General features: G+C 44.1%; 16 protein-coding genes and 3 pseudogenes. 4 read left to right on the forward strand and 15 right to left on the reverse strand.

Going from position 1 to position 23,569, the window contains the following annotated elements:
• Positions 1-43 precede the first annotated feature (43 nt).
• From DMB88_RS17970 to DMB88_RS18000, 7 genes and pseudogenes are all read right to left on the reverse strand, one after another.
• Positions 44-945: pseudogene (locus DMB88_RS17970) on the reverse strand (ABC transporter permease).
• A gap of 115 nt (positions 946-1,060) precedes the next feature.
• Positions 1,061-2,662: an extracellular solute-binding protein gene (locus DMB88_RS17975; protein WP_128102464.1), complete on the reverse strand. Its 1,602-nt coding sequence runs from the start codon at positions 2,660-2,662 to the stop codon at positions 1,061-1,063.
• Between the two features lie 479 nt (positions 2,663-3,141).
• A complete protein-coding gene (locus DMB88_RS17980) occupies positions 3,142-5,382 on the reverse strand; it encodes a helix-turn-helix domain-containing protein (RefSeq protein WP_164848729.1) in 2,241 nt (746 codons plus the stop codon).
• 96 nt (positions 5,383-5,478) lie between these two features.
• Positions 5,479-6,701: pseudogene (locus tag DMB88_RS17985) on the reverse strand (MFS transporter).
• A 111-nt stretch (positions 6,702-6,812) separates the two neighbouring features.
• Positions 6,813-7,889 (reverse strand): ROK family protein, encoded by a 1,077-nt coding sequence (locus DMB88_RS17990; protein WP_128102466.1) that lies wholly within the window; start codon positions 7,887-7,889, stop codon positions 6,813-6,815.
• Positions 7,890-7,925: 36 nt separating this feature from the next.
• Complete coding sequence (locus tag DMB88_RS17995) at positions 7,926-9,128, reverse strand: ROK family transcriptional regulator (protein ID WP_128102467.1); 1,203 nt, start codon at positions 9,126-9,128, stop codon at positions 7,926-7,928.
• 183 nt (positions 9,129-9,311) lie between these two features.
• The gene (locus DMB88_RS18000; protein ID WP_128104497.1) at positions 9,312-10,151 is read right to left on the reverse strand and encodes a YitT family protein; all 840 of its coding nucleotides are present in this window, start codon (positions 10,149-10,151) and stop codon (positions 9,312-9,314) included.
• A 393-nt stretch (positions 10,152-10,544) separates the two neighbouring features.
• Here DMB88_RS18000 and DMB88_RS18005 point away from each other — a divergent pair, with 393 nt between their 5' ends.
• The 3 genes from DMB88_RS18005 (at position 10,545) to DMB88_RS18015 (ending at position 13,481) form a co-directional block, all read left to right on the forward strand.
• On the forward strand, positions 10,545-11,603 hold the full coding sequence (locus DMB88_RS18005; protein WP_128102468.1) for a Delta(5) desaturase DesA: 1,059 nt from the start codon (positions 10,545-10,547) through the stop codon (positions 11,601-11,603).
• 133 nt (positions 11,604-11,736) lie between these two features.
• Positions 11,737-12,882 (forward strand): sensor histidine kinase, encoded by a 1,146-nt coding sequence (locus DMB88_RS18010; protein WP_128104498.1) that lies wholly within the window; start codon positions 11,737-11,739, stop codon positions 12,880-12,882.
• Complete coding sequence (locus tag DMB88_RS18015; protein ID WP_128102469.1) at positions 12,882-13,481, forward strand: response regulator transcription factor; 600 nt, start codon at positions 12,882-12,884, stop codon at positions 13,479-13,481. Before DMB88_RS18010 ends, DMB88_RS18015 begins: the two co-directional genes overlap by 1 nt.
• A 149-nt stretch (positions 13,482-13,630) precedes the next feature.
• On the opposite strand, the gene DMB88_RS18020 is transcribed toward DMB88_RS18015, so the two are convergent.
• The 3 genes from DMB88_RS18020 to DMB88_RS18030 form a co-directional block, all read right to left on the reverse strand.
• Positions 13,631-14,557, reverse strand: coding sequence for a hypothetical protein (locus tag DMB88_RS18020; protein ID WP_128102470.1), 927 nt, complete (start codon positions 14,555-14,557; stop codon positions 13,631-13,633).
• Between the two features lie 56 nt (positions 14,558-14,613).
• Positions 14,614-15,351 (reverse strand): polysaccharide deacetylase family protein, encoded by a 738-nt coding sequence (locus DMB88_RS18025; protein ID WP_128102471.1) that lies wholly within the window; start codon positions 15,349-15,351, stop codon positions 14,614-14,616.
• Between the two features lie 391 nt (positions 15,352-15,742).
• Positions 15,743-16,246, reverse strand: a complete 504-nt coding sequence (locus DMB88_RS18030) for a ferritin (protein WP_056692344.1) — start codon at positions 16,244-16,246, stop codon at positions 15,743-15,745.
• Between the two features lie 171 nt (positions 16,247-16,417).
• Between DMB88_RS18030 and DMB88_RS18035 the strand changes: the two are divergent.
• Positions 16,418-17,676, forward strand: a pseudogene (locus DMB88_RS18035) (amino acid permease).
• 58 nt (positions 17,677-17,734) lie between these two features.
• On the opposite strand, the gene DMB88_RS18040 reads toward DMB88_RS18035, so the two are convergent.
• From DMB88_RS18040 to DMB88_RS31410, 5 genes are all read right to left on the reverse strand, one after another.
• Entirely contained in the window at positions 17,735-17,854 is a 120-nt protein-coding gene (locus DMB88_RS18040; protein WP_056692350.1) for a hypothetical protein, read from the reverse strand.
• A gap of 95 nt (positions 17,855-17,949) precedes the next feature.
• A complete protein-coding gene (locus DMB88_RS18045; RefSeq protein ID WP_128102472.1) occupies positions 17,950-18,210 on the reverse strand; it encodes a YolD-like family protein in 261 nt (86 codons plus the stop codon).
• Positions 18,211-18,402: 192 nt separating this feature from the next.
• Complete coding sequence (locus DMB88_RS18050) at positions 18,403-19,602, reverse strand: COG1361 family protein (RefSeq protein WP_128102473.1); 1,200 nt, start codon at positions 19,600-19,602, stop codon at positions 18,403-18,405.
• Entirely contained in the window at positions 19,521-20,096 is a 576-nt protein-coding gene (locus DMB88_RS18055; protein WP_128102474.1) for a DUF11 domain-containing protein, read from the reverse strand. The genes DMB88_RS18050 and DMB88_RS18055 overlap by 82 nt, the downstream gene beginning before the upstream one ends.
• Complete coding sequence (locus DMB88_RS31410; protein ID WP_368028377.1) at positions 20,093-23,560, reverse strand: beta strand repeat-containing protein; 3,468 nt, start codon at positions 23,558-23,560, stop codon at positions 20,093-20,095. Before DMB88_RS31410 ends, DMB88_RS18055 begins: the two co-directional genes overlap by 4 nt.
• Positions 23,561-23,569 lie beyond the last annotated feature (9 nt).

Consider the following 23,569-nt stretch of genomic DNA (forward strand, 5'->3'; position numbering starts at 1 on the left):
ATGAAATTTCACACTCAATTCAATAAATTGAATTGCTCATTCGTTACATAATGCTCTCATCCGTCAGTTTCTTCGATGCATAGTTAGCTCCCAGAATGAAGACAAGTCCGACAATCGCTTGGAACAAACCTACCGCAGTCGCTAGAGTCACTTGACCGGACTGAAGTCCAATACGATATACAAATGTACTGAGTACATCCGAATATTCCCGTACAGCGACATTACCAATAATGAATGGACGATCAAAACCGATAGAGATCATGTTACCAACATTGATAATGAGCAGGGTCACAATGGTTGTTTTGATACCAGGCAGTGAGATATGCCAGATTCGGCGTATACGACTCGCACCGTCCACTTCCGCTGCTTCAAACAGTTCCCGATTAATTCCCGTTAAGGACGCTAAATACAGAATGGTTCCCCAGCCTGCACTCTGCCACACCCCAACCGCCAGGTACGTGATGAGCCAGTAGTTTTTGTCACTCAAGAACGGTAGCGGATCCAATCCAAAGCTCATTAACACGTTGTTAATGAAACCTGACTGTGTACCGAATACTTGAAGTACGATCCCCCAATAATAACCCAGGAGATAAAGTGCGGGATGTACAGCAACGTTTGAGCCATCTTTTTGAACCAAGCCTTCTTTAATTCGAAAAGCAGAATCGCCAATATTAATGGTGCCGGGAAAGACACAATGAGATCTAAAAAGTTCAGCATGATGGTATTACGGAGAGCATCGTAGAAATCCTGGTTCTGGAACACTTCTCGAAATGCATCTAAACCAATCCACTCACTGCCAGCAATACCTTGAAAGAAGTTAAAATCTTTAAAAGCGATCTGCACTCCGTACATCGGCCCGTATTTAAAAACAATAAAGTAAATCATGGGCAACAGGAGCAAGGCATACAATTGCCAGTTTCTACGGAGATACGTACCGTTCTTCATCAACTCTTCCCCCCATGTCAGACATGTTCCGGAAAGTCAGCATCTTGTGGGATTACTGCTCTCCGGATCCTGTCTCTGTCATTCTTCATCTAGATGGAGCAGTAATCTGCTCGAATTATTTCATCTCGTTGTAGGCTGCTGTACGCTCATCCAGAATAGCCTGACCACCACTTGCCATATAATCCTTCATCATATTGTCATACGTCGCTTCGAAATCGGCCGGCTTAGCAATGGTTGTTTTTACAATAAACTCTTGGAACTTATCTCTTAGTCCATTACCATACTTTGCTTCGGCTTCAATAGGTTTAGGGAAACGCACAGGCTGAATCGTATCTGTATTCGAGATCGCCACTGACTTACGCATATCATCACGATACTTCGATTCCACCTGAACAACGTAAGCTTCTTCATTTTTCTTGTCATCTCCGACATACTTTCCGTTAACGATAATGGCAATATCACCTGAATTGTAGATACGACCGGAGATTTCTGGTGAAGCGTCGTCTTTGATCAATGGTACACCGTCTACGAGCTCATAGTTTTCATTTTCAACACCAAATTGCAGATCAAACAGATTGTTGCCTGAAGCCATCCAATCCAGATACTTCATCGCATTTTCTGCATTTTGGCTTGATTTTGGAATCATGACATACATTGCATTGGGCGCGTATGCCGGTTTAGCAAATTTACCTTCTGAGTTTTGGAATGCATCGATTGGGGTCATTACAGCATCGGACTGATTGGTTTGCAGGTTCTTGTAAGTACCAGAGATATAAATTTCCCCTGCATCTTCAGAGTAAAAACCAACTTTCCCGTTCGATACATCTTCCCACAGTTTCTTCTTGTCTTTGTCGAGTCCGAAGTCTTTACTCATTAATCCTTCGTTATAAAGTGTATTCATATATTGCAGACCTTCTTTGAAACCCGGTAACAAGGTTGGATAATCATTAGAACCAAGTTGTTGCGTTAGCGTATACTTCTGCTCTTCGGACAATGGTTCAATGAAAGACCAGAGTAACGGCTCATATTGCGCAGAGGCAATCGACATCCCGAATGGAATCAGACTTGATCCCATATTGCCTGGATCTTTTTCTTTAAATGCCTTCAACGTTGCATGCAATTCTTCTGCCGTTTGTGGAGCAGGCAAACCCAATTTGTCTAACCAGTCCTGACGGACATATGAAGCATATTTACCTAATACTAGACGTTTGCCTGGAACGGCGAACTGCTGACCATCGTATTGACCATAAGCCAGCGTTTCATCCCCGAGAAGCTTTTTCAGATTCGTGCCATTCTTGTCAATTAGATCAGTAAGCTCGGTTAATCCACCTTGTTGAGCGTAGCGATTAAATGTCCCGGAATCGTACGTGAATACAATATCAGGAACTTCTGAACCACTCGCCATGAGAACATTAAGCTTCTGTACTTCTTCAGAGCGAGGAACCGGAACGAATTGAACATCAATATTGTTCGGATCGCCAAACTTCTCTTGAATGAAACGGGTTAGATAACTATCTGAGATTGTGTAACCCGCAGGTGTGTTACCCCGGTCAAATATTTCTACTTTTAACGTTGATTTATCCCCCGTGCCTGTTCCACCTGTTGATGATGCAGATTCACTTCCTGACGAACACGCGGATAATAATAGAGAGAATGCTGTGACTACTGCAAGAACCGAACTTGATTTTCTACCCCAACGTTTTTGAAATAACTTCATCTGACCTTTCCCCTTTCGCACACACTCTGATTAGATTCACAGGATTAGCATGCCAGCTTCGACGTTCACTCCCGTTTTGTTGCACCTGTGAATGTCACTAATTATTACATCTAAACTATGAAAAGCACAATAAACTATTTTCAAATGTAAGCAAACGCTTCCAAAATGTTCATTTACGTTGAAAATAAACTGAAATCCTGTGTTTATACAATTTTCTAGAGTTTATTGTAATATATATGTTAGTTTATAATACAATTTAATGATACATAAATGTTAGATATATACCTGATATTTTCTACCTTCGTCATATTCGGTTTAGAACAATTGCATTTATCTAGACAAAAAAAGACCACCTATGACCGTGGTCTCCGTTCTTAAAATATGCTTTGCCAGTAATTCTTACTGCATTGTAATTTAACCTCTGTAATTGTTCTTGTATATGATCTCGTAAATGAATTGGCAACATAGGTTGAGAGGCCTTAGCCTTCATGTTTGCCATTCTGCTTGCGGTAATCTCCAGGCGTAACCCCTGTAATACGTTTGAAAACTCTCCCGAATGAGATGGCATTTGCGTATCCCACTTGCTGAGCAATGTCCTGAATGGTTGCATCAGACGCAGTTAACAGTCGACATGCCTTTTCAACTCTCAACTTCATTAGAAAATCAACAAATTTCATATCAAATTCTTCTTTGAACAGATAACTTGCATACTTACCGGAAATTTGAAAACGATCACTAAGATGTTTAAGCGACAGATCAGGATCATCAAAATGTTCTTCAATATAGGTTCGAAGCTCGTTGATCATCGCTCGATGGCTTTTCGTCTCATGCACAGACACATAGTTACGATAAAGCTCTTTCAGCCAACCTAGTAAAACTTCTCGGATATGAACTAACGTATCAGCCTGTTGAATATCACTACGCAGCGTATTTAGGACTTCCTCATTAAACTGCCCCTGTAATCGTTCAGACCAATCGCCAAATTCACGGGATAACATCTGAATCAGAGCTTGAATCATCATACGAATCTCATTATCTTTGGTTTGATCTTCACTAAAGGCAATAAACATTTCGTCTAATTTTGCCCGCCAACCATCACCGGTTAATCTGAATTCCCGAACAATGTCGGCCTGCATTTGCAAATACTTGTAGGATTGCAGTTCCGCACGATCTGGCAATTGCTCACTTAACACGATTGCATCCTTCCCTAAAGTAAGTCGATGTTGCAAACCAGCATCCGCGCTCGCATAAGATTGCGTAATCTGCGACCATCCCGCAACAGTACGCCCAATTCCAAAGGTGAATCGAATGCGAAAGTGTTCCGCAATCCACATATGCAGCTGTTTCGCCAGCTCCATCAACATCTCACGGTCTAACCCTTCACTTTCATCCGAGGTAATGACCACAACGAGTCTACGATTGCCAAACCATTCTGCCCACGCACCTAAATTGGACTCGTTGTGAACCAACTCCTCCACGACATTCATAATCGCGAGCTTCAATATGCTCTGATTCGACGACAGATCCTCGCTATTCATTTCGGCAATCAATACGGCAGCGCTCGCTGGTTCCATGAATCGTTCATCAAGTGGCCCCAGATGACGTAACCTCTGGCGAAATGAATCCATTCGCTCGCCTTCCATCAGATCAACGAGAAGTTGCCTGCGATGTATGAGCAGATTTTCATGATGCTGTTTCTCATAATCCACCGTCTGAGCTATAAGATGTTCCAATGCCCGATCAATCAGAGCCAATTCATCCTTGACCGAAGGCGCCGCCTCATCTTCTTCTGCGCGTGGTTGCAATGCCTGAATACGATTCATCATCAATTGAATAGGTTTATAGTTACGACGAGTAATGTAGATGATCCCAGCGACAGAGCCAACTATGGTGAACACACCGATGCCAATCCACACATAAGAGATTAAGGATACCCAAGCATACAATTGCCCAGATTGAATACCACTCTCAAAGACCAAGCCAAGATTGTCAGATGAAACTCGATTCAAAACGTCACCGACAGAGCCATCTGTTGAATGAGTCTTATAGATGATGCGCTCACTAGGATCTTTTAACTGAATAAAAGATAATTTATCATTCGTCATGGTTTCAATCTGACGCTCTACGGCATACATTTTCACTGAAATAACGAGTAAACCTTCACCACCCCAAGGCAGAGGTAACCACTTATTCATGCTAATGACCTGGGTTGGCGTATCAAACGAACGTTCTTTATAATCTCGGGGCAGATTCCAGCTTAGATTTTGGCGGCTGTTCAACGATTGCTCGATATATGCACGATCTTCGAAGTCCTCCACACGAACCAAACCTCTTGCGGTCAAAATCTGAGAATCAGATGTGCGATATAGATAAATGGATTGAATCATATCCTGCTGATCCATCATTTTGGCTAGTCCACTTGCGGCGTCGTAAATATATTGAGTTGATAGTTGCCCTTGTCCAGCTTCCAGAAAACGACTATACATTTTATTCGAGCCGATATCCTCAAGTAAACGAAGTTCAATATCCCCAAGTTGACGTTCCAATGTATCCACAATATAGCGGGTTGAGATCAGATCGGCTTTTTTGGTTTCGTTGCGCGAGAGCTCATTAACGATCAGGAAGGAGAGAAAAATTAAGACGGAGATGGTCAGCAAAAAAATAGGAAAATACGAATATAACCATTTAGAATACCAGTTCCGCTTCAGATGTATTTTCAAACGCATCCTCTCCTTCCACTTCATGCTCTAAATACAAAAGTAGATCGTGCTTCTAACCGTTGGTTTTGCTCCATTGTTGGGCTCTCTTCCTCTACATCAGTTCAACGATTGCTGAGTCCTTGCCTGCCTGCTAACGATTAACAAAATAAACGCACCCAGCGCTGCGCTGATTGTACAAGCCAAATACATGAGCGAAGGCCCACCTGAATCCAATAAATAACCATTTAACATATTACCTACAATGCCACCAAGTCCTGCAAATACCATATTAAATAAACTTTGACCCGTCGCTTGCATTTCCCGTCCTGTAACAGAAGCTACATATTCAACGGCTGCGATATAAAAGAATCCAAAAGATAGCCCATGTAAAACTTGAATGCCGATCATCACTTCGGGTGTTGGCCAGAGCCATTGAATACCCCAACGAAGCATATACGCGCCTGCAGCCAAAAGCATGGTTCGTTCATGTCCCCATTTGCGGAGAATGAATGCAGCAACGAGCATCGAGGGCACATTCGTTATAGAGGCCAGAAGCAGTGCTGTACCTGTCATCGCTACAGAGCCGCCTGCCATTTGAAATGAAATGACAAAGAAAGAGTTAAACGCCGTTAACGTTTGATTCACTAGGAAACAGCCGATTAAAAATAGAAGGAATGTTCGGTTACGCAACAATCTTGCTAATCCTACGGAGAAGGTCACCGAGGAAGAAGAAATACTGGTTTGCCGGGGAAGTGTGCTGGCCAGAACGGCACTTAGCACGTTAAATACTAGAAAAGGCAGCCACAACATATGAATGGAGAATTGGGACAGGTATATCCCGGCTGCGAATCCTCCAAGCCCTGTACCTAAACTTCCAAACAATCGAATCATACCATAGGAAGTATTGGCTGCCTTAGCCGCAGTAACTGCATAAGAGTCAGCTACAGGGATCTGAGTCACTTGAAATATAGTGCATAAAGTATAAATCAATATTAATATAATGTACACTTCTATATTGTAGAAATATGCTAACAACGCAGGAACAAGCAAACTTAGCACTAATACAAAGCGAGTTTTTTTAAACTTATCTACCATAATCCCCATATCGGTTGGAGGATTATGGATATAAGTGTACCGAACGCCATAATAAATCCGGTCTCTTTACTAGAGAAGCCTTGTGCAACCAAAATAGGATTAATATAGGGATTAAATATCCCTCCAGCAAGCCCCATAAACAAATACAGACCTTGCAGCTTCAATAATACATGCCTTGCTTCATTGGAATCGGCTTTTTCTCTTTCTCTGTATGCCTTCATATGTCTTCTCATCCGGATCTCCATCCTTTAATCCTGTAATGGCATCTCTTTCTATATAAGTTCAATATAAGAACGTTTATCTGACCACTCCAATGACAGAATAACATTCCGATCCATATTTAATAGATTTATCTATTATCGCTGTAGCACTTTCAAACGGATGGCTGCCAATGCACCATTGGCTCCTGCCGTATTGCCAAGTTCAGCGACAACGATTTTTGTAGCCAGCGCGGTATATCGACTCAGACGGCTGCGAACCTCATTTAGGTAATAATCAGGATTCGAAGCAGCTACACCGCCGCCAACAACAATAATAGATGGATTAAGTAATGCGACGATATTAGCCAGCCCTCTCGCCATATATTGTAATGGCACCTCCAGAATCTCAAGAGCGGCAACATCCCCCGCTTCAGCAGCTTTGAACACATGCCGAGCCTCAATCTGGCTTACGTCTCCATCAGCAAGGCTATGAAGTAACGAGTGTGTATTGCCAGGTTCATCTGTAAAATAACGCCTTGCCTGTTGCGTAATGCCTGTGCCTGACGTATTCAGCTCGAACGCACCAAATGTATCTGAAGATGCCTTGTACTGACGATCAATTCCTTCGTCTCCAACAATAAAATGTCCAATTTCTCCTGCAGCTCCGTCTTGTCCACTATATAATTGTCCGTTAAGAATAAGCGCCGAACCGATTCCTGTCCCCACCGTCACCATTACACAATGTCGATGCCCCTGAGCTGCACCGCGATCATATTCACCCATAGCTGCCATGTTCACATCGTTATCGAGATAAACCTCGCCTGCAAAATATGCAGCAATCACAGGTCTAATATCTTGCTCTGCCCACTGGAAAGCTGGCGCACTGCGCAGAATCCCTTCATCATCAAGGATAACGCCAGGAAAACCCATACCTATTCCAGATACCAGCTCTATTCCAATTCCACTATCCCTACAGAATTTTGCTACTTCATCAAATAACCACTTGAAAAACACGTCCGGTTGCTCTGTTGCACAGGTTGGAACCTTCCGCTCCCGTACCTCACTGCCCGGTTTCTCCGATGACAATAACATCAATGTTTTTGTACCACCAATATCAATCCCTATGATCCAACGATCTAATACATCCGTTTGATCAAGAGAACGTACTCTCTCTGTTGCGCGAAGAGGTTCTTCGAGTCTATTTCCTTGGGTATTACCGTCAAAAATATTCATTCTCTGTCCCTACCTCTCATCCTTGTTGTCAGTCAATCATTCTGCAGTCTCTTGTTGAAGCCTTAGCATCGTTTGCTGCAAAGCGATATGCACTGCTCCAGTCACGACTGCCCGTTCTTCAAGCTTGGAGCAGATTAGTTCAGGTTGTGCAGGATATGGTTTGTTAATCATCTCTTTCAGGTAAGGCAACAACACATCTCCATTACCTCCGATGCCTCCACCAAGCACAATTAAATGTGGCGCAAGAAGCACGCTGATATTTCGCAACGCTAATGCCAGCATGTGACAGTACTTTCTGATAATCTCCACTGCATAGCTGTTACCAAGACGCGCAGCTTCAAACAGTTTCTCGGGAGTCAGCTGGCTACGTAGCTCTAGGATTCTTGAGTCGTTATGCTGAAGCTGAGCTTCATCTAGTAGATTGGCCGCCATCTCTATCAAACCACCAGCAGACAGCACGTCCTCTAGTCTTCGACCCTCCTGCATCATCTCGGCTACTTCTCCAGTTAGCCCTCTCATGCCACGCAGCAATTGACCATTCACCATAATGCCAGCACCAGTACCCACGCCAAGGGAAATAAACACAAATAGTTCTGAATCAGATGCTGACCCATCTCTGTATTCTCCTAGCGCAGCTAGATTGACGTCATTATCCAAGATCACTTCACAGGGAAAAGCGGCAGATAGAGATTCTAGAGACAACGCTTGTTCCAGCCCAGCTAGAGGAGCCACAATTCGACTGATCTCCCCTGAGCCAGGCAGGACAACACCAGGAATACCAAATCCTATACATTGAATCTCGTCCCAGTTCAGATGATTCTGTCTCAATAGTTCATCCAAATGTTTCCGAAGAGTCTGGAGTATGCGTTCCCCTTGCCCAGACTCTGACTGCTGAACAGACATTGGATAGGTTTGGTAATCTAAGAGTTCACCATTCAGGTTGGATAGAGCGATACGAATTCGACTAGCTCCAATATCAACCCCGCAGATGTAATAGGCTTGTTCATTGAAACGAATGAGCGTGGCTTTCCGTCCTTGCGCATTATCCGCTCTTCCCGTTTCCAACACGAGATTTCGTGCAATTAGATGTTCAACTGCCGACGATACCGTAGGTTTACTCAGTCCGGTCTGCCGGCTGATATCCGCTCTAGACAACATCCCATGAGCAATCAGTGCATCAATAATCAGATTCTCGTTCAGATTGCGTATGTATTGCGGTGTACCAGCGACTTGAATCACCCCCTTCTCATAGTTAGTTAAGTTTATTAACTAATTGTATTCAATATAGCATCGGGATTGGGGTGTGTACAGCGTTTTGTTAGGTATTTAGTCTGAGATTTTATACTATTTATTTCACTTGATGCATAGCAAAAGCTGCGGTGTATAGTCACCACAGCTCTTATATTTTTCATATTTATTCTATTATGACTTAGACAATTCAATAAATCCTTCACCAAATACGTCACGTACATCGTGAATCGTAATAAAAGCGATCTCGTCCTCTGCACGCACGATTTTCTTCAACATGGATACCTCTTGTTTACTAATGACAATGTACAGGATTTCTTTTGGGTTTTTCGTATAATAACCATGACCGGATAACACGGTAACCCCACGATCCATCTTCTCAATCACTTGCTTCGCAATTGCATCCTGCTTGGTCGATATAATCGTGACTGCTTTTTTCGGATTCAAACCTTCAATAATAAACTCCATCGTTTTGGTACCTACAAAGAGCATCACGATCGTGCACATCAATCCTTGTGGTCCTATAATAAAGAAAGACGAGAAAGCTACAATTAGATCGAAGAACAATAATCCGTAACTGATATTCCAGTCCAAGTACTTATTAGCTAGACGAGCTAATATTACAGTACCTGCTGTAGTTCCTCCTACTCTTACAATTAATCCAATCCCTAGACCGGCAAATAGTCCACCAAAAATCGTATTAATCCAGAGCTCATGTGAATCAATCGTCCAGCTCTCTGTTAAATGTAGGAATAATGAGTTAAATACGACGGCAACAATCGTATATATCGTCGTTGTTCTATCCAGAAATTTATAACCAACAATTAATAATACCCCATTAAGTAGTAAGTTCATTAAGCCAGGTGACCACTCAAAGAGATAATACAAAATAATTGTAATCCCTGTTACGCCGCCCTCAGCCAGATCATTGGGGATGACAAACAGGTTAACAGCCAGCGCAAACAGAAATGCACCAGCCATAATAAATAAAATATCCGTTATTCTCTTTTTCATCATGCACTCCATCCAATCCATCAAAAATTCAACCTATACTTCCAATCTCATAAGTTGTCATGATTTACTCCAAAATAGATTCTACCATGTCACCGCCAAAATTTGTATACAAAATACAAACTGTTGCACAAATTGTACAAAGGATTTACAAATCGTGCTTACTTCCGCCCAATACATCGTGTTTTCAGCGTATCTGTATATGATAAATGTCATGGTTGATCCTTGATATTTATCATTATGACACATGACGTTTATGACTTACCGTCACGAACTGATTCTCTTACAATAATAAAAACGCTTCCCAAACAGAATCTAACAGGGAACCGAGAGTTGCAACTTAAAGTTCGAGTTCGTGCTCGATAAGTTGTAATGATTGAAGGAGGACATTCGCTAATGAGCAGAACGAAAGAAATGGCGTTAAAAAAAGAAGTCACCCCTTATGAAAAAAACAATCTCAAATTAAGTATCCAACAAATGATGAATACGTTGATCCCATTATTATTGCTGTGGGCTGCAGCATACTATAGCTTATCTGTATCCTACTGGCTGACATTACCGATCGCTCTTGTAGCTTCGGGATTTGTACTCCGGACGTTTATCATTTTCCATGACTGCTGCCATGGTTCATTCTTTAAGAGCAAACGTGCCAATGACATTTTGGGAACGATTACTGGTGTATTGACCCTGACACCTTATCTGCAATGGAAGAACGAACACGCCATTCATCACGCTACCAGCAGTAATCTGGATAAGCGCGGTGTAGGAGATATATGGATTATGACCGTGGAGGAATATCAAGCTGCTTCCCCTTGGGTTCGCCTGTTCTATCGTGTTTATCGTAACCCACTAGTGATGTTCGGCATTGGTCCCTTCTATGTGTTCCTCGTTGCTTACCGATTTAATCGTAAGGCAGCAAGGCGTAAAGAACGCATCAATACACACCTTACAACTGTACTGATCATTGGTCTTTATGCATTCATGTGTTGGTTGATTGGCTGGCAGGCTTTTGTTCTGGTGCAGACACCTGTTTTCTTCTTCTCTGGTTTCTTCGGTATCTGGTTGTTCTACGTGCAACATCAGTTTGAAGAAACATACTTCGAGCATGAAGATGAGTGGAGTTATGTCAAAGCTGCTGTCGAAGGAAGCTCATACTACAAGCTGCCCAAACTGCTTCAATGGATCAGTGGCAACATCGGTTTCCACCATGTGCATCATCTGAGTCCTCGTGTCCCGAACTATTACCTTGAAGAGGCACATAATTCAACACCACCTTTGCAAAAAGCGACGACGATTACCCTGCGTTCAAGTCTAGCTGCTTTGCGTTTCCGCCTGTGGGATGAAGATTCTAAACAATTTATTAGTTTCAGACAGATCAAGAGCCTTCCCCGCAAGCCTTATGTTCAACCACCGATTCGTGTAACTAACCAAGCGGGTCTGACAGAGAAGCCTTAACTCTGTCAGATTCGTTTTCTTGTATTCAGACCGAAGTCGTGCTACAGTCAGGCTAAGTTTGAGTACACTATAGACGTTGTTCAAATAATCATTGAGTTTGAGCAGTCCCTATAGTTCCAAGGAGGAGAATTTCATTCAGAAGTGGTCGCAACTCTTTTATAAAAATACAGGATTAAACCCCTATGTATGGCTTGTTTTCTTCATTCTACCATTCTATTATATTTCCCAATATTCTAAATTGTGGACTTTGGTTACTGGCATTGTCATCATCCTAGTGTTCTTTGTTTGCTACCTACTCGCCTTCATCACCAAGGGCTGGCAGGTCTACATGTGGATCGGATTTCTAATTGCCATCTCCATTACGATGACCATTGCCTATGACTATGCTTACTTCTCTCTGTTCCTTGCTTTCTTTATTGGAAATATTAAAAATAAAGCAGGATTCGTTACACTATATTCGGTGAATCTAGGAACCAGTTTTCTCACGATTAACTACGGCTTTATCAATCAGAGCTCATTGCTGCTTAGTCAATTCCCGTTTGTCTTCATCTGTCTCATGGCCTCTATCCTTCTTCCGGTAAGTACGTATAACAAAAATAAACGTGAACAACTGGAAGGCCAATTGGAGAATGCCAATAAACGTCTGGATGATCTGGTCAAAATGGAAGAACGCCAACGGATCGCACGTGATCTGCATGATACCCTTGGGCAAAAGCTCTCCCTAATCGGTCTCAAAACCGATTTGGCGAAACGGCTGCTTCGCATGAATCCAGATCAAGCTGAAATTGAACTGAATGATCTGAGACAGACGGCAAGCACAGCTCTCAAGGAAGTACGTGAGATGGTTACAACGATGCGTGGCACCCAATTAGTAGACGAATTATTCCGAGCCGAACAAATTCTCAAGGCTGCCTCCATTGAGTTTGTATTGGAAGGCAATCCTAAATTGCAGGATACCTCTCAGCTTAACGAAAATGTGCTGGGCATGTGTCTGAAGGAAGCTGTTACGAATGTGGTTAAGCATAGTCAAGCAACAGAATGCATCATCCGACTTCAGGAAACACCTTCTGCCAATATTCTGACGGTTCAGGATAATGGCGTAGGTATAGAACGAACACGTAAACAGGATCGGCGCGGTACCGGCATTTTGGGAATGAAAGAACGCTTGGAATTCGTCAATGGATGTCTGGATATTCATTCTGGAGACGACATCGAAGGAACGCGAATTGCCATTCAAGTACCTAAACTGGTTCGCAAACCGATAAAGGAGGAAGAGTAATGATCCGAATCGTAATTGCCGAAGATCAGCGCATGATGTTAGGCGCCTTATCTTCCCTGCTCAATCTGGAGGAGGATATGGAAGTCGTCGGACAAGCAGGTAATGGTCAGGAAGCCCTTGGCCTTGTTCAAGAGCTGAAACCGGATATCTGCCTGATGGATATCGAAATGCCTGTCAAAAGCGGTCTGGAGGCCGCTGAAGAAATGAAAGGTTTGAACTGCAAAGTTATTATTCTGACTACGTTTGCACGAACCGGCTACTTTGAGCGGGCTTTGAAAGGTGGCGTTCGTGGTTATCTATTGAAAGATAGTCCAATTGAGGAGCTGGCTGAAGCCATCCGCCAAGTGATGAACGGACGACGAATCTTTGCACCGGATTTAGTGGACGAAGCCTATGTAGAAGAAAATCCACTCACTGAACGTGAGCATGCTGTCCTTGGTCTAATGGCTGATGGGAAGAACACCAAGGAAATTGCAGGTCATTTATTTATAACTACAGGGACGGTTCGCAACTATATCTCCATTATTCTCAACAAACTCAATGCAAGCAACCGTATTGAAGCCATTACTCGCTCCAAAGAAAAGGGCTGGTTTAAATGAAAGCACCGCTTCAACCCATTAAAAACAAAATAAAAGCTTGGTCAGGAGATGGGAATCAGTCCCATGATGCCTGCCAAGCTTTTTTATTTGATCTTTAGCCATCCGATTAAATCGAATGCACGCCCCTTAGGATACTAGAGCAACAGACTTTATTTCACAGAGGCCACAATGCCAAGTGCTTCATTAGGTACCAAAGAAGTCTTCAATTGCTGAATCTGCTGACCGTTCTCCCATGAAATAACGACATTCACCGATTTCCCGCCACTCGGGTAATTTACGCTAACGAATCCCTTGTCTTTCGGTGCTGGTAAGGTATGCGACTCCAGATACTCCACCATCTTCTTCGCAATGCCCGGATTGTTCATGTTATCCTCTGATACAGAGCGGATCTGTAGTGTCCATCTACCTTCCATCCACGTCAGGTATTGGCTCCCTGCTGCACCTTCAACCATGCCCTTAATACCGTGACCCAGATCAACGGTCATCTCCTGTGGAATGTTGTTCAGATCCGTTTCAGGGAAGATCCCCGTGGAATCTGGATCCTTGTCATTCTTGACTTCGAAGGATGCCAGTGATGTTAAACCTCCGCTGGAGGAAAGTGATGGATCATTCACTGGCAGAGCTTTATCGGTAGCATAAAAGTTCACTTGAAAATGATTAGCTGTATTGGTCTCAATATAAGCTCCCAAGTGTTTGCCTTTTTCTAAATTGAATGCCGTTGGCAAGACAACGTTCTTCATTTTTGACTGAGAACGCACTTCCTTAACTACATCGCTAATGCTAGCTTCATGCTGTGAAGTCCCTGCACTTCCAGTCTTCGTTCCTGATGTCTCTGTATCAGATGTAGTAGAAGCATCTCCACTAGAAGTAGAATTGTTACTCGTTGCTCCCCCCGCATTTCCTTGACTAGCCGCCGGGTCCGTGCTGTTATTTGCTGAGCCTATTTGTTCCCCAGCGGTTGTCGAAGGTGTCTGCTCTGCTGCTGATGTATTGGTGTCTTGACCTCCGCATCCTGCAAGCGCAAGAAGAACTGCTGTCGTAACAGGAATAATGACCCATCGTTTTTGTTTTCTCATGTTGTGTTCCTCCTCTAATCCGTTGGTGAATGTCATTTCTTAATGGTTAGTATGTCTTATCGTTTGTCATTCCAGAAGTTCACTGGCTGCACGCTTTTGTTCAACACTTCGAATTGATAACCCTCTGATTTCAGTGTTTTCAACACTTTCGGTAACACTTTCAAAGTCGCCTCCTGATCGTGCATCAGCACAATTGGAGTTGTTCCACTTTTTTGCACATTATGAATCTGCTTCATTACACTGTTGTATACTCTCTGATGATCTTTCTTGTATTTCCAATCCTCCGAGTCTACATTCCAATCCCACATATGAAATCCACCTTGTGCAAGCATTACGTTCCGATAAGGAGCTTTCATATATGGCTTACTGCCATAGGGTGTACGTACCAAACTTGTTTTGACACCAGCTACTTTATTCAAACTAACGTTGGCTTGTTGCATTTCTTTCAATGCAGTATACGGTGTTTTGTAAAATTTGCCCGGAACATGTGTTACACCATGAAGACCTAAGCCGTGTCCGTCAGCAACGATACGTTTGGTCGCTTTGGGGTATGTTTCCATGTGAGGTCCCAACATGAAGAACGTAGCTTTGGCATGATATTGATCCAAAATATCTAAAAGCTGACCTGTATGTGCAGTTGGCCCATCGTCAAAGGTCAGATATATGATTTTGCTGTTAGCCTTAGCTCCGTTATCCTTGGAAGAAGCCTTGGCAGAAACCGCCTGTGGTAAAAGTAATGGAATAATAAGTAAAATAGCAAGTGCGGTGATCCATGATCTGCGAATATGTAACATAAATTGAAGTCTCCCTTGTGTCTTGTATTTCCCCGGGTGTCGAAATTTCTCTCACTGCATCCCTTGGCGATTAACACCAATTCTATCAAGAAAGATGCCTATCAATCTCGCTTTAAATGCTACGGTCGAGTTACACTTTTGTCAGATCAACCGAAAAAATAAAACGAAAATGATAGATTTGAGTTGAATAATGCCCTGCAGGATAAATAAATACTTACATATTATCATATTAACCTAATTTGACCCATTTGATAGACTCAGTAAAATTAATTCAGGGTACAACGCAAAGAAGCCTGCATAGCGCAGGCTTCTTGTATGTAGATCTATGTGCGATCAGGCTCAAATATCTCAAACATTTCTCACATCACTTGAGCCGAATCCATCGAACCTATTACTCTGCTGGAGCTGTAAATGAGCGTTTAGCAAATTCAGCATCTAGCATATAGAACGCATTGCTGTCTTTCTCGATGCGACGAAGCTTTTGAATGATATTATCAAACAACGCCTCTTCTTCCACCTGCTCGTCAATGAACCACTTCAGGAAATACATTGTTGCGTGTTCACGCTCATTCAATGCAATATCTGCCAGATTGTAGAATTTTTTCGTATTTTGTTGTTCATGGGCATAACCATGTTCGAACACATCCAACATGGAAGAATACTCATTTTTTGGCTCAGGCAGTGCAGCAAGTGTCGCACGTTGTCCACGATCATTCAAGAATTTGTAGATTTTCATACCATGAAAACGTTCCTCTTCTGCTTGTACGATGAAGAAGTTAGCAAAACCATCTAGACTTTTGCTGGAACAATATGCTGCCATTGCAAGATATACATGAGCTGAATAAAACTCAAAGTTCATCTGTTCATTCAGCGCTTCTGTCAGTTCTTTACTCATTGTGAATACACCTCTTACTTTCTCTAGGAATGTTCCTATCTTACCATATTGTGCATGGAACTAACATCGTTTTTCTACAAAATTCGCCAATGACTTAACGATGGTTTCTCCTATATAATGTCATAGTTATATGTTCATTATTCTCATCTAGAAAGCAGGTACATCTCTCTTATGCAATCATCAAACGAGCTCAAAAAAACGATTGGCATGCCACAAGCTGTTGCACTCTATGTAAGTGCAGTCCTCGGCTCGGGTGTCTTAATCGTTCCTGGTCTTGCTGCCGAGCTGGCCGGGCCTGCATCACTCTTAGCCTGGGAGGTATGGTACTGCTCATCCTTCCACTCGCTTTGTCCATGGGTCTGCTCTCCGCTCGTTACCCGAACGCAGGTGGCGTATCCCATTTTGTTACACTTGCTTTTGGCCCAAGAGCAGGAGCAATGGTCGGCTGGTTCTTCCTCATGTCAGTACCCATCGGCGCTCCAGTTGCTTCATTAACCGGTGCAGGATATATGACGGCGGCGCTTGGTTTGGGAGAAGGTGCTCGTATTGCCATTGCAGCGACCATGTTGACGGCAGGGCTACTCATCAACATTGTCGGGATGCAGCTCGCAGGCAAAGTTCAAATCGGCGTTGTCATCGCAATCATTGCGGTACTTATCATGACCTTTATTCTTGCCGTGCCTCATCTGGAATCCAGTCATTTCGAGCCTTTTATGCCACATGGATGGATGAGTGTAGGACAAGCCGGAGCTATATTATTCTGGTGCTTCATCGGTTGGGAGGCTGTTTCTCATCTCTCTGAGGAATTTACCGATCCCCGAAAAGCCGCAATCAAAGGTGTGACCATTGCCGCCGTTATTGTTGGAATACTCTATTTCCTAACGGCTCTTGCCACAGTAGGTACCCAAAGTTATCTGCATGGCGGAGCAGATGTTTCCCTTGTTTGGATTATTAGCCAAGCGCTTGGCTCCTGGGGAAGTCTCATCGCAGGTCTAACAGGTGTATTTATCTGTACAGCGACAGTCATCGCCTATACAGGTGCTGCTTCTCGCGTAGCCTTTGCACTGGCAAGACAAGGCGCTGCACCACAATGGTTGACACGTCTATCCGGTCGTTTCCATACACCGATTGCAGCACTTGGTTTTCTCGCCATCTGCTTTATCCTTGTTCTCAGTATCTATAGCTCGGGACTTGTTTCTTTAACGACACTGATCCAGCTCCCGAACGCAACCTTCATCCTAACCTATCTAGGAGGTTGTGCAGCGGGGATCCGATTGCTCAAAGGTAATCGCACTGGAGTCATCATAAGCTGGATTTCCTTCATCGCTACAGCGATTATTTTTCCTTTTGCTGGCTGGGCGGTGTTATATCCGGTAGTGATCGTCATTCTCTATGGGCTGGTTAGTCGTAATCGAAAGGCAATCCAATAAGTGAAGTATAAAAAAGCTCTGCCTCGGCGGCAGAGCTTACTTTCGTTCCTTTATGCAATTATACCAAGAACGCTTTGGAGATGATAACCAACAGGATGAACAGAACCAGAATGGCACCTACAGATGTGAAACCTCCGTATCCGTAGCCTCTTGTGTCTCCGCCTAATACTTCGCTCATTGACCGTACCTCCTCTGCAACAGGTATGGGTTATCTTATGCAGGATGGAGGGTTTTGACTAGGCGAATATACTCAATTTTAAATAATGGGCTATTTTAATAATATCTGGGTGAATCTACACGCATTATATCCAAGAAAGGAACCTTAGCCGTAAAATCCTCTTCGGTATGCTCTACATGCACCAGCCGAGTACGTGAATCAAGCTTTACAATAACGCCTTGAACCTGCTCTTCCTTCCCCCACACCGTCAACAATACTTCTGAACGCTCATGGTAGGCTTCAACGAGTTGATTGCCCAGCTCCTCAAGTTCAAATTCATCCCGCGTGGGTCGCTTTGCTACTTTTGCTTTTGCCAAAATAGGGCCTCCTCTACAACTAATCCGATATCCCGATCCGCAGGGTAACTGCAGGCATATTCAATTAGTATACCATTCATTTACGCTCGTGTACTGTTTTGGCGAAGATTCGAAGGTCTAAATATCGAACAAGTTCTGGAAACAAGCCTATGACTCAAATCATGCAAAAATGGATTGCGAACCTCGCTCGTGCTACTCATCTCTTTCCTCCACAATAATCGTATACTCATTCGAAAGGGACTTCCCAACTCTGCGCTGACCTCTCCACTCATAAGAATAATTCGCGGTTAGGGTACCTTGCTGCTTCGTTATATCTCCATCGGGTGTAATTTGAACAACATACGAAATATCCTTCTCCTCGCCTGGCTCCACATCACCTAAATGTAGATTTCGTGGTGTAGCGTATTCCGGGATATTTATTTGCAGCTCTCCATGAGCACGCCCAACCCATCTAGCTCCCGGTGGCAGTATATTCGTTAATTGTACACGCGCAGGCCAACTGCCGTGATTGGCAACTCGAACTTGGAAGACTACCTCTCCCCCTGCTTCTACAAGTGTCGGAGCCACCTCCACATAGACTGTGATTATAGGAACCTTCAATTGAATCGTTGCATCATTTGATATCACGGTTCGCTGCACATTTCGCGAATCTGGCAATCGAAACGTGTAGAGCAGACGTGCCTTATTCACGATTTCAAGCTGCTGAGGATTCACTTGATCCATCTCCATAAGTTGTGCCTCGAACTGAATATGCATAGTAGAGCGGGCAGTCAGTGTTCCAAGGTTGAATCCACGACTCGGATCAGCACCTGGCCTTTTGACTCCATTCCACCCAAGACTTCCTTCCACAAATCTCACTCCGTTGGGTAGCACATCCAGCATTGTTGCATCTACGGCGTAACGGCTCTCGTTCGCAACCGTAATGTCATAACACACCGTGTCTTCCACCGTTGCGACCTCAGGATTTACCGTTTTGCGAATGGAGATACGAGGCTGAATGACCTCAAGTGTTGCTTCATTAGAGTAGATCGTTTCTCTCTGTCCTGCTGAGATGTAACTTAATCTAGCCTGGCTTGTAACCCCTTCTGTGTCCAACGCAGCTGTCACTTGCACGCGGTATTGAATCTGTATTGAACGTTCTGGCAACACATCCCCAATTATAATTCCCGATTCTGGTGTCATCTGAGGAACGAACATGTCATTCACAACAACACTTCCAGGAATAAACTGAACTCCTGAAGGCAACACAACCGTCACTTGGGCATCTGTCGCCGTTACAAAACCAGGATTACGTACAATGATGTTATACGTTACAATGTCACCTGGAAAAGTCTGAACATGGTCTGCTTGCAGAGCAATCTCAAGACGAGGGGAGACAAGACTGACCTCCACCGTGTTCGAACGCTCCTCCCCCTGTACGTTCTCCCTTCTGATGTCACAAACTCATAACGAACAAGAGCCTGGTTCAATAACTTCAAACTTTCGGGTAAGCGGATAATCATGACTTGAAAATGAAACCGCAAACTCGCTCCGGGCGCAATCTCACTCGGTGGCAACCCTTGTGCTGGGGATGATCCAGGCAACGGAATCCCATCACGAAGTACGCTATTTGGCAACAGAGAGGTATCTGCGGATAATGAATCCGATACATAGACCGTAGCCGTGCAATTGCCTGAATTGATAATTTCAATGAGATAGATCAAGGACTGACCCAATGTTGCCACTGTGGCACTGCACTGTTTACGAACTTCAAGTCTTGGTCCTACCCACGGTGTAACGACCGTATTAGAATAAGCTACCTGCTCTTGTTCAGTTGTACCTGAATTGAATCGAACCATGGATTGATTCTGCAGCCAATGTGACCACGAATCGGAAGTCGAACTCATATCACCACAACCTCAACCCTAAATGTAATCGTAACCGAAGCACCTGCAGCAATGGATCCCAGTGTAATTCCGGTATTCGGATTCGCAGTTGGACGCGCTGCTCCATCCACGGTTACGCTACCTGGTACAAACACACTTCCTGCTGGCACGGGATCGACCATCACGACGTTGTTAACAACTTCAATACCGCTGTTAGTTACAACAATGGTATACGTGATCACATCTCCTACCACTGCATCAATCGCACTCGTACTCTTGACAACTACGACATTCGGCGCTGACACAGGGATGACAAGAACATTAGACACAACACTTCCCGTTAATTGGCGGCCATCTGGCGGGCTATACGTGAAGTCCGCAACAGCTTGGTTAATAAGTTGTTGATTCTGTGGTAACGAATCGACCGTTACGCCAAGGGTAACCGTCACATTAACAGATGCACCTGGAGACAACGTACCTACGACAATACCTGTATTGGGATCAGCTCCAGGTTGTGGCACACCATCGATCAGCACACTGTTCGGCAGCAATACTGTTCCATCTGGGATAGAGTCGGTCAATGTTAACTGGACAGGGAGATTTCCTGTATTGGTTAAGGAGAAAGAATAAATAATGGTATCACCAATTGTGGCATTTGAAGTACTGGCAGTTTTGGTCACAGCAACAATCGGTTGATAGATTGGCGTAACGACTGTATTGGAATATGAAGCACCAGAGAAAACTCCAGATGTGAAGCTTACATAAGACTGGCTACTCACCTGAGGTGGTGTAGGTAATGTATTAACTCGTACGGTATAAGACACCGCAGCAGAAGCACCTGGTGCGAGCGTGCCTATAGCTATGCCTAACGCAGGGTTTGCCGATGCCCTAACAACGCCGTCTACTAACACACTCCCTGTAATAAAAGTTACAGCTGGACTAATAGGGTCTGTTAATAACACATTGTTGACGGGGTCTATTCCGTTGTTCGTTATGACCATCTCATAAACAATGGTATCCCCCACTACAGCGTCAGTCGCAGGTGTTGTTTTGACAACCGTAACATCAGGAGCGGATACCTGAATTGCAAGTGTATTAGACGTCAAACTTCCTCCAAGCGTTCTACCGTCAGGTAACGTATAAGAAAAAGTTGCAGAAGCCTGGTTAACAATCGACTGACTGAGTGGCAATGTTACGATGACAACCGAAAACATTACTATCGTTGTTGTAGAAACGACGCCTAAAGGAATACCCGATGCAGGATCAGCGCCTGGCGCACTTGCTCCATTAATGATGACACTGTTTGGAACCAATTCGGTGCCAGCAGGGATCGTATCGGTAAGCGTCACCGTTGCTCCATAGTTTCCAGCGTTGGAGATGGCGATGCTGTACACGACGGTATCCCCAACGGTAGCAAGAGCCTGATCTCCTGTTTTGACCGCAGTCAAAATAGGCTGATATACCGGCGTTGTTACTGTATTCGAGAAGGTGGTTGCAGAAAAAGCTCCCGAAGTGAAGCTGACAGTCGATTGATTGTTGAGTACCGCGCTCGCTGGAAGAGCCGTCACTCTTATGCTAAACACAACGGTTACCGTTGCACCTGGTGCAATAGAACCCAGTGAAAGTCCAGTTGATGGATTAGCTCCGGGACGTAACACCCCATCTACAAAGACACTATTTGCCACCAGTGCCGTACTGGCCGGGATTGCATCTGTAAATATGACATTGCTAACACTCGCAATTCCGTTATTCCGCACAGCAATGCTATAGGTTACCGTATCGCCAACGGAGACCGCCGTAGACGTTGTTGATTTAACCACAGCGATATCTGGAGCAGACACAGGAATCGTGACAACATTGGACTGAATCGAGCCTGTAATGTTTCTTCCATCTGGAAGTGTAAAGGATAGTGCTACAGTAGCCTGATTAACCAATTGCTGTGGCGTTGGCAGACTATCAATAACAACGGAGTACGTAATCGTTGTTGTTGCACCTGCAGCCACATTCCCGGCTGGAATACCTGTTGCAGGATTGGCTGCTGGTAATGGCTGACCATTCACAATAACGCTGTTGGGAACAAAAATTGTACCCGCAGGTAATGCTGCAGACAAGTTAATCTGAGCACCGTAATTCCCCTGATTGCTCACCGTTACCGTATAACTGACTGTGTCTCCTACCGTTGCATTCTGTGTACTTGCGGTTAAAACGGCAGACAGAATGGGCTGGAATACAGGTGTCACTACTGTATTGGAGAAGGTCGTACCTGAGAATGCACCTGAGGTGAAACTTACTGTCGATCGATTGCTTAACTGTCCTCCTGGTGGAATTTCATTGACTCTAATATTGAAGGTAACTGTAGCACTCGCTCCTGGTGCCAGTGTGCCAAGCGCTACTCCTCCTGCCGGATTAGCCGCCGGTTGGACAACACCATTGACTGTAACACTTCCTGCAACAAAGGTTGCACCGGCAGGAATGGGATCAGAAAACTGAATATTACTTACAGGTGCAATACCACTATTCGTGACGAGAATAGAGTACGTTACTATATCGTTAACTGCTGCTGCTGTAGATACTGTACTTTTTACCACAGCCACATTCGGAGCAGACACAGGGAATGTAAGTGTGTTAGAAGTGGCTGAGCCGGTTAATGTCCGTCCATCGGGCGGAGTGAACGTAAATGATGCTGTAGCAAAATTGCTCAGCTGTTGAGGTGTTGGCAAGGAAGACAGTATAACAGCAAACGTTACAGTAGCTGTTACTCCCGCAGCTACATTTCCTACCGGAATTCCCGTTACAGGTGAAGCTCCGGGTTGCGGTACTCCAGCGACAACGACGCTATTGGGTACAAAGGTAGTCACCGCAGGAATTGCGTCCGTTAACGTGACGATGGCTTCAAGATTTCCCGCGTTACTTACAGTTACTGTGTAGACAATCGTATCCCCAACAGTTGCATTGACTGTGTTAGCCGTTTTCACAAGCGAGATCTGCGGTTGTATAACCGGGGTCACTGTTGTGTTGGACGATGATGATCCCGAGAATGTACCTGATGTAAAGCTAACCGTAGACTGATTGCTAATCTGCGAAGGAACCGGCATAGTAATCCTCACCTCAAAAGTTACGGTAGCTTCCGCTCCTGGAGCTAGAGTACCGATTGGAATACCGGCTGACGGATTGGAGAGCGGGAATGAAACCCCGTTCACAATGACGCTTCCGGGTACAAACGGGGTATTCGCTGGAAGTGGGTTGTTAAATACAACATTGTTGACAGCAACCGTTCCATTGTTACGAATGACTGACGTATAAATAACGGTATCGCCAGATACGGCATAGTCTAGATTATCGCTGTTTACAACCGTTACATTGGGAAGAGATACCGGAACAGTAACTGTGTTGGAGGAGGAAGTAGCTGTAATGACTCTTCCGCTTGGGAGAGTAAAGTTGTATACCGCTCCTGACTGGTTCGTTAATTGCCTTGAACTTGGCAGACTTGTTAC

This window comes from Paenibacillus sp. DCT19, assembly GCF_003268635.1.
Lineage (GTDB): Bacteria > Bacillota > Bacilli > Paenibacillales > Paenibacillaceae > Paenibacillus.

Coding starts and splice junctions, on each gene's coding strand:
- DMB88_RS18005 (WP_128102468.1), top strand. CDS start 10,545: ATGAGCAGAACGAAAGAAATGGCGTTAAAAAAAGAAGTCACCCCTTAT.
- DMB88_RS18030 (WP_056692344.1), bottom strand. CDS start 16,246: ATGAGTAAAGAACTGACAGAAGCGCTGAATGAACAGATGAACTTTGAG.
- DMB88_RS18040 (WP_056692350.1), bottom strand. CDS start 17,854: ATGAGCGAAGTATTAGGCGGAGACACAAGAGGCTACGGATACGGAGGT.
- DMB88_RS18015 (WP_128102469.1), top strand. CDS start 12,882: ATGATCCGAATCGTAATTGCCGAAGATCAGCGCATGATGTTAGGCGCC.
- DMB88_RS17990 (WP_128102466.1), bottom strand. CDS start 7,889: ATGAATATTTTTGACGGTAATACCCAAGGAAATAGACTCGAAGAACCT.
- DMB88_RS18025 (WP_128102471.1), bottom strand. CDS start 15,351: ATGTTACATATTCGCAGATCATGGATCACCGCACTTGCTATTTTACTT.
- DMB88_RS18020 (WP_128102470.1), bottom strand. CDS start 14,557: ATGAGAAAACAAAAACGATGGGTCATTATTCCTGTTACGACAGCAGTT.
- DMB88_RS18000 (WP_128104497.1), bottom strand. CDS start 10,151: ATGAAAAAGAGAATAACGGATATTTTATTTATTATGGCTGGTGCATTT.
- DMB88_RS18055 (WP_128102474.1), bottom strand. CDS start 20,096: ATGAGTTCGACTTCCGATTCGTGGTCACATTGGCTGCAGAATCAATCC.
- DMB88_RS17975 (WP_128102464.1), bottom strand. CDS start 2,662: ATGAAGTTATTTCAAAAACGTTGGGGTAGAAAATCAAGTTCGGTTCTT.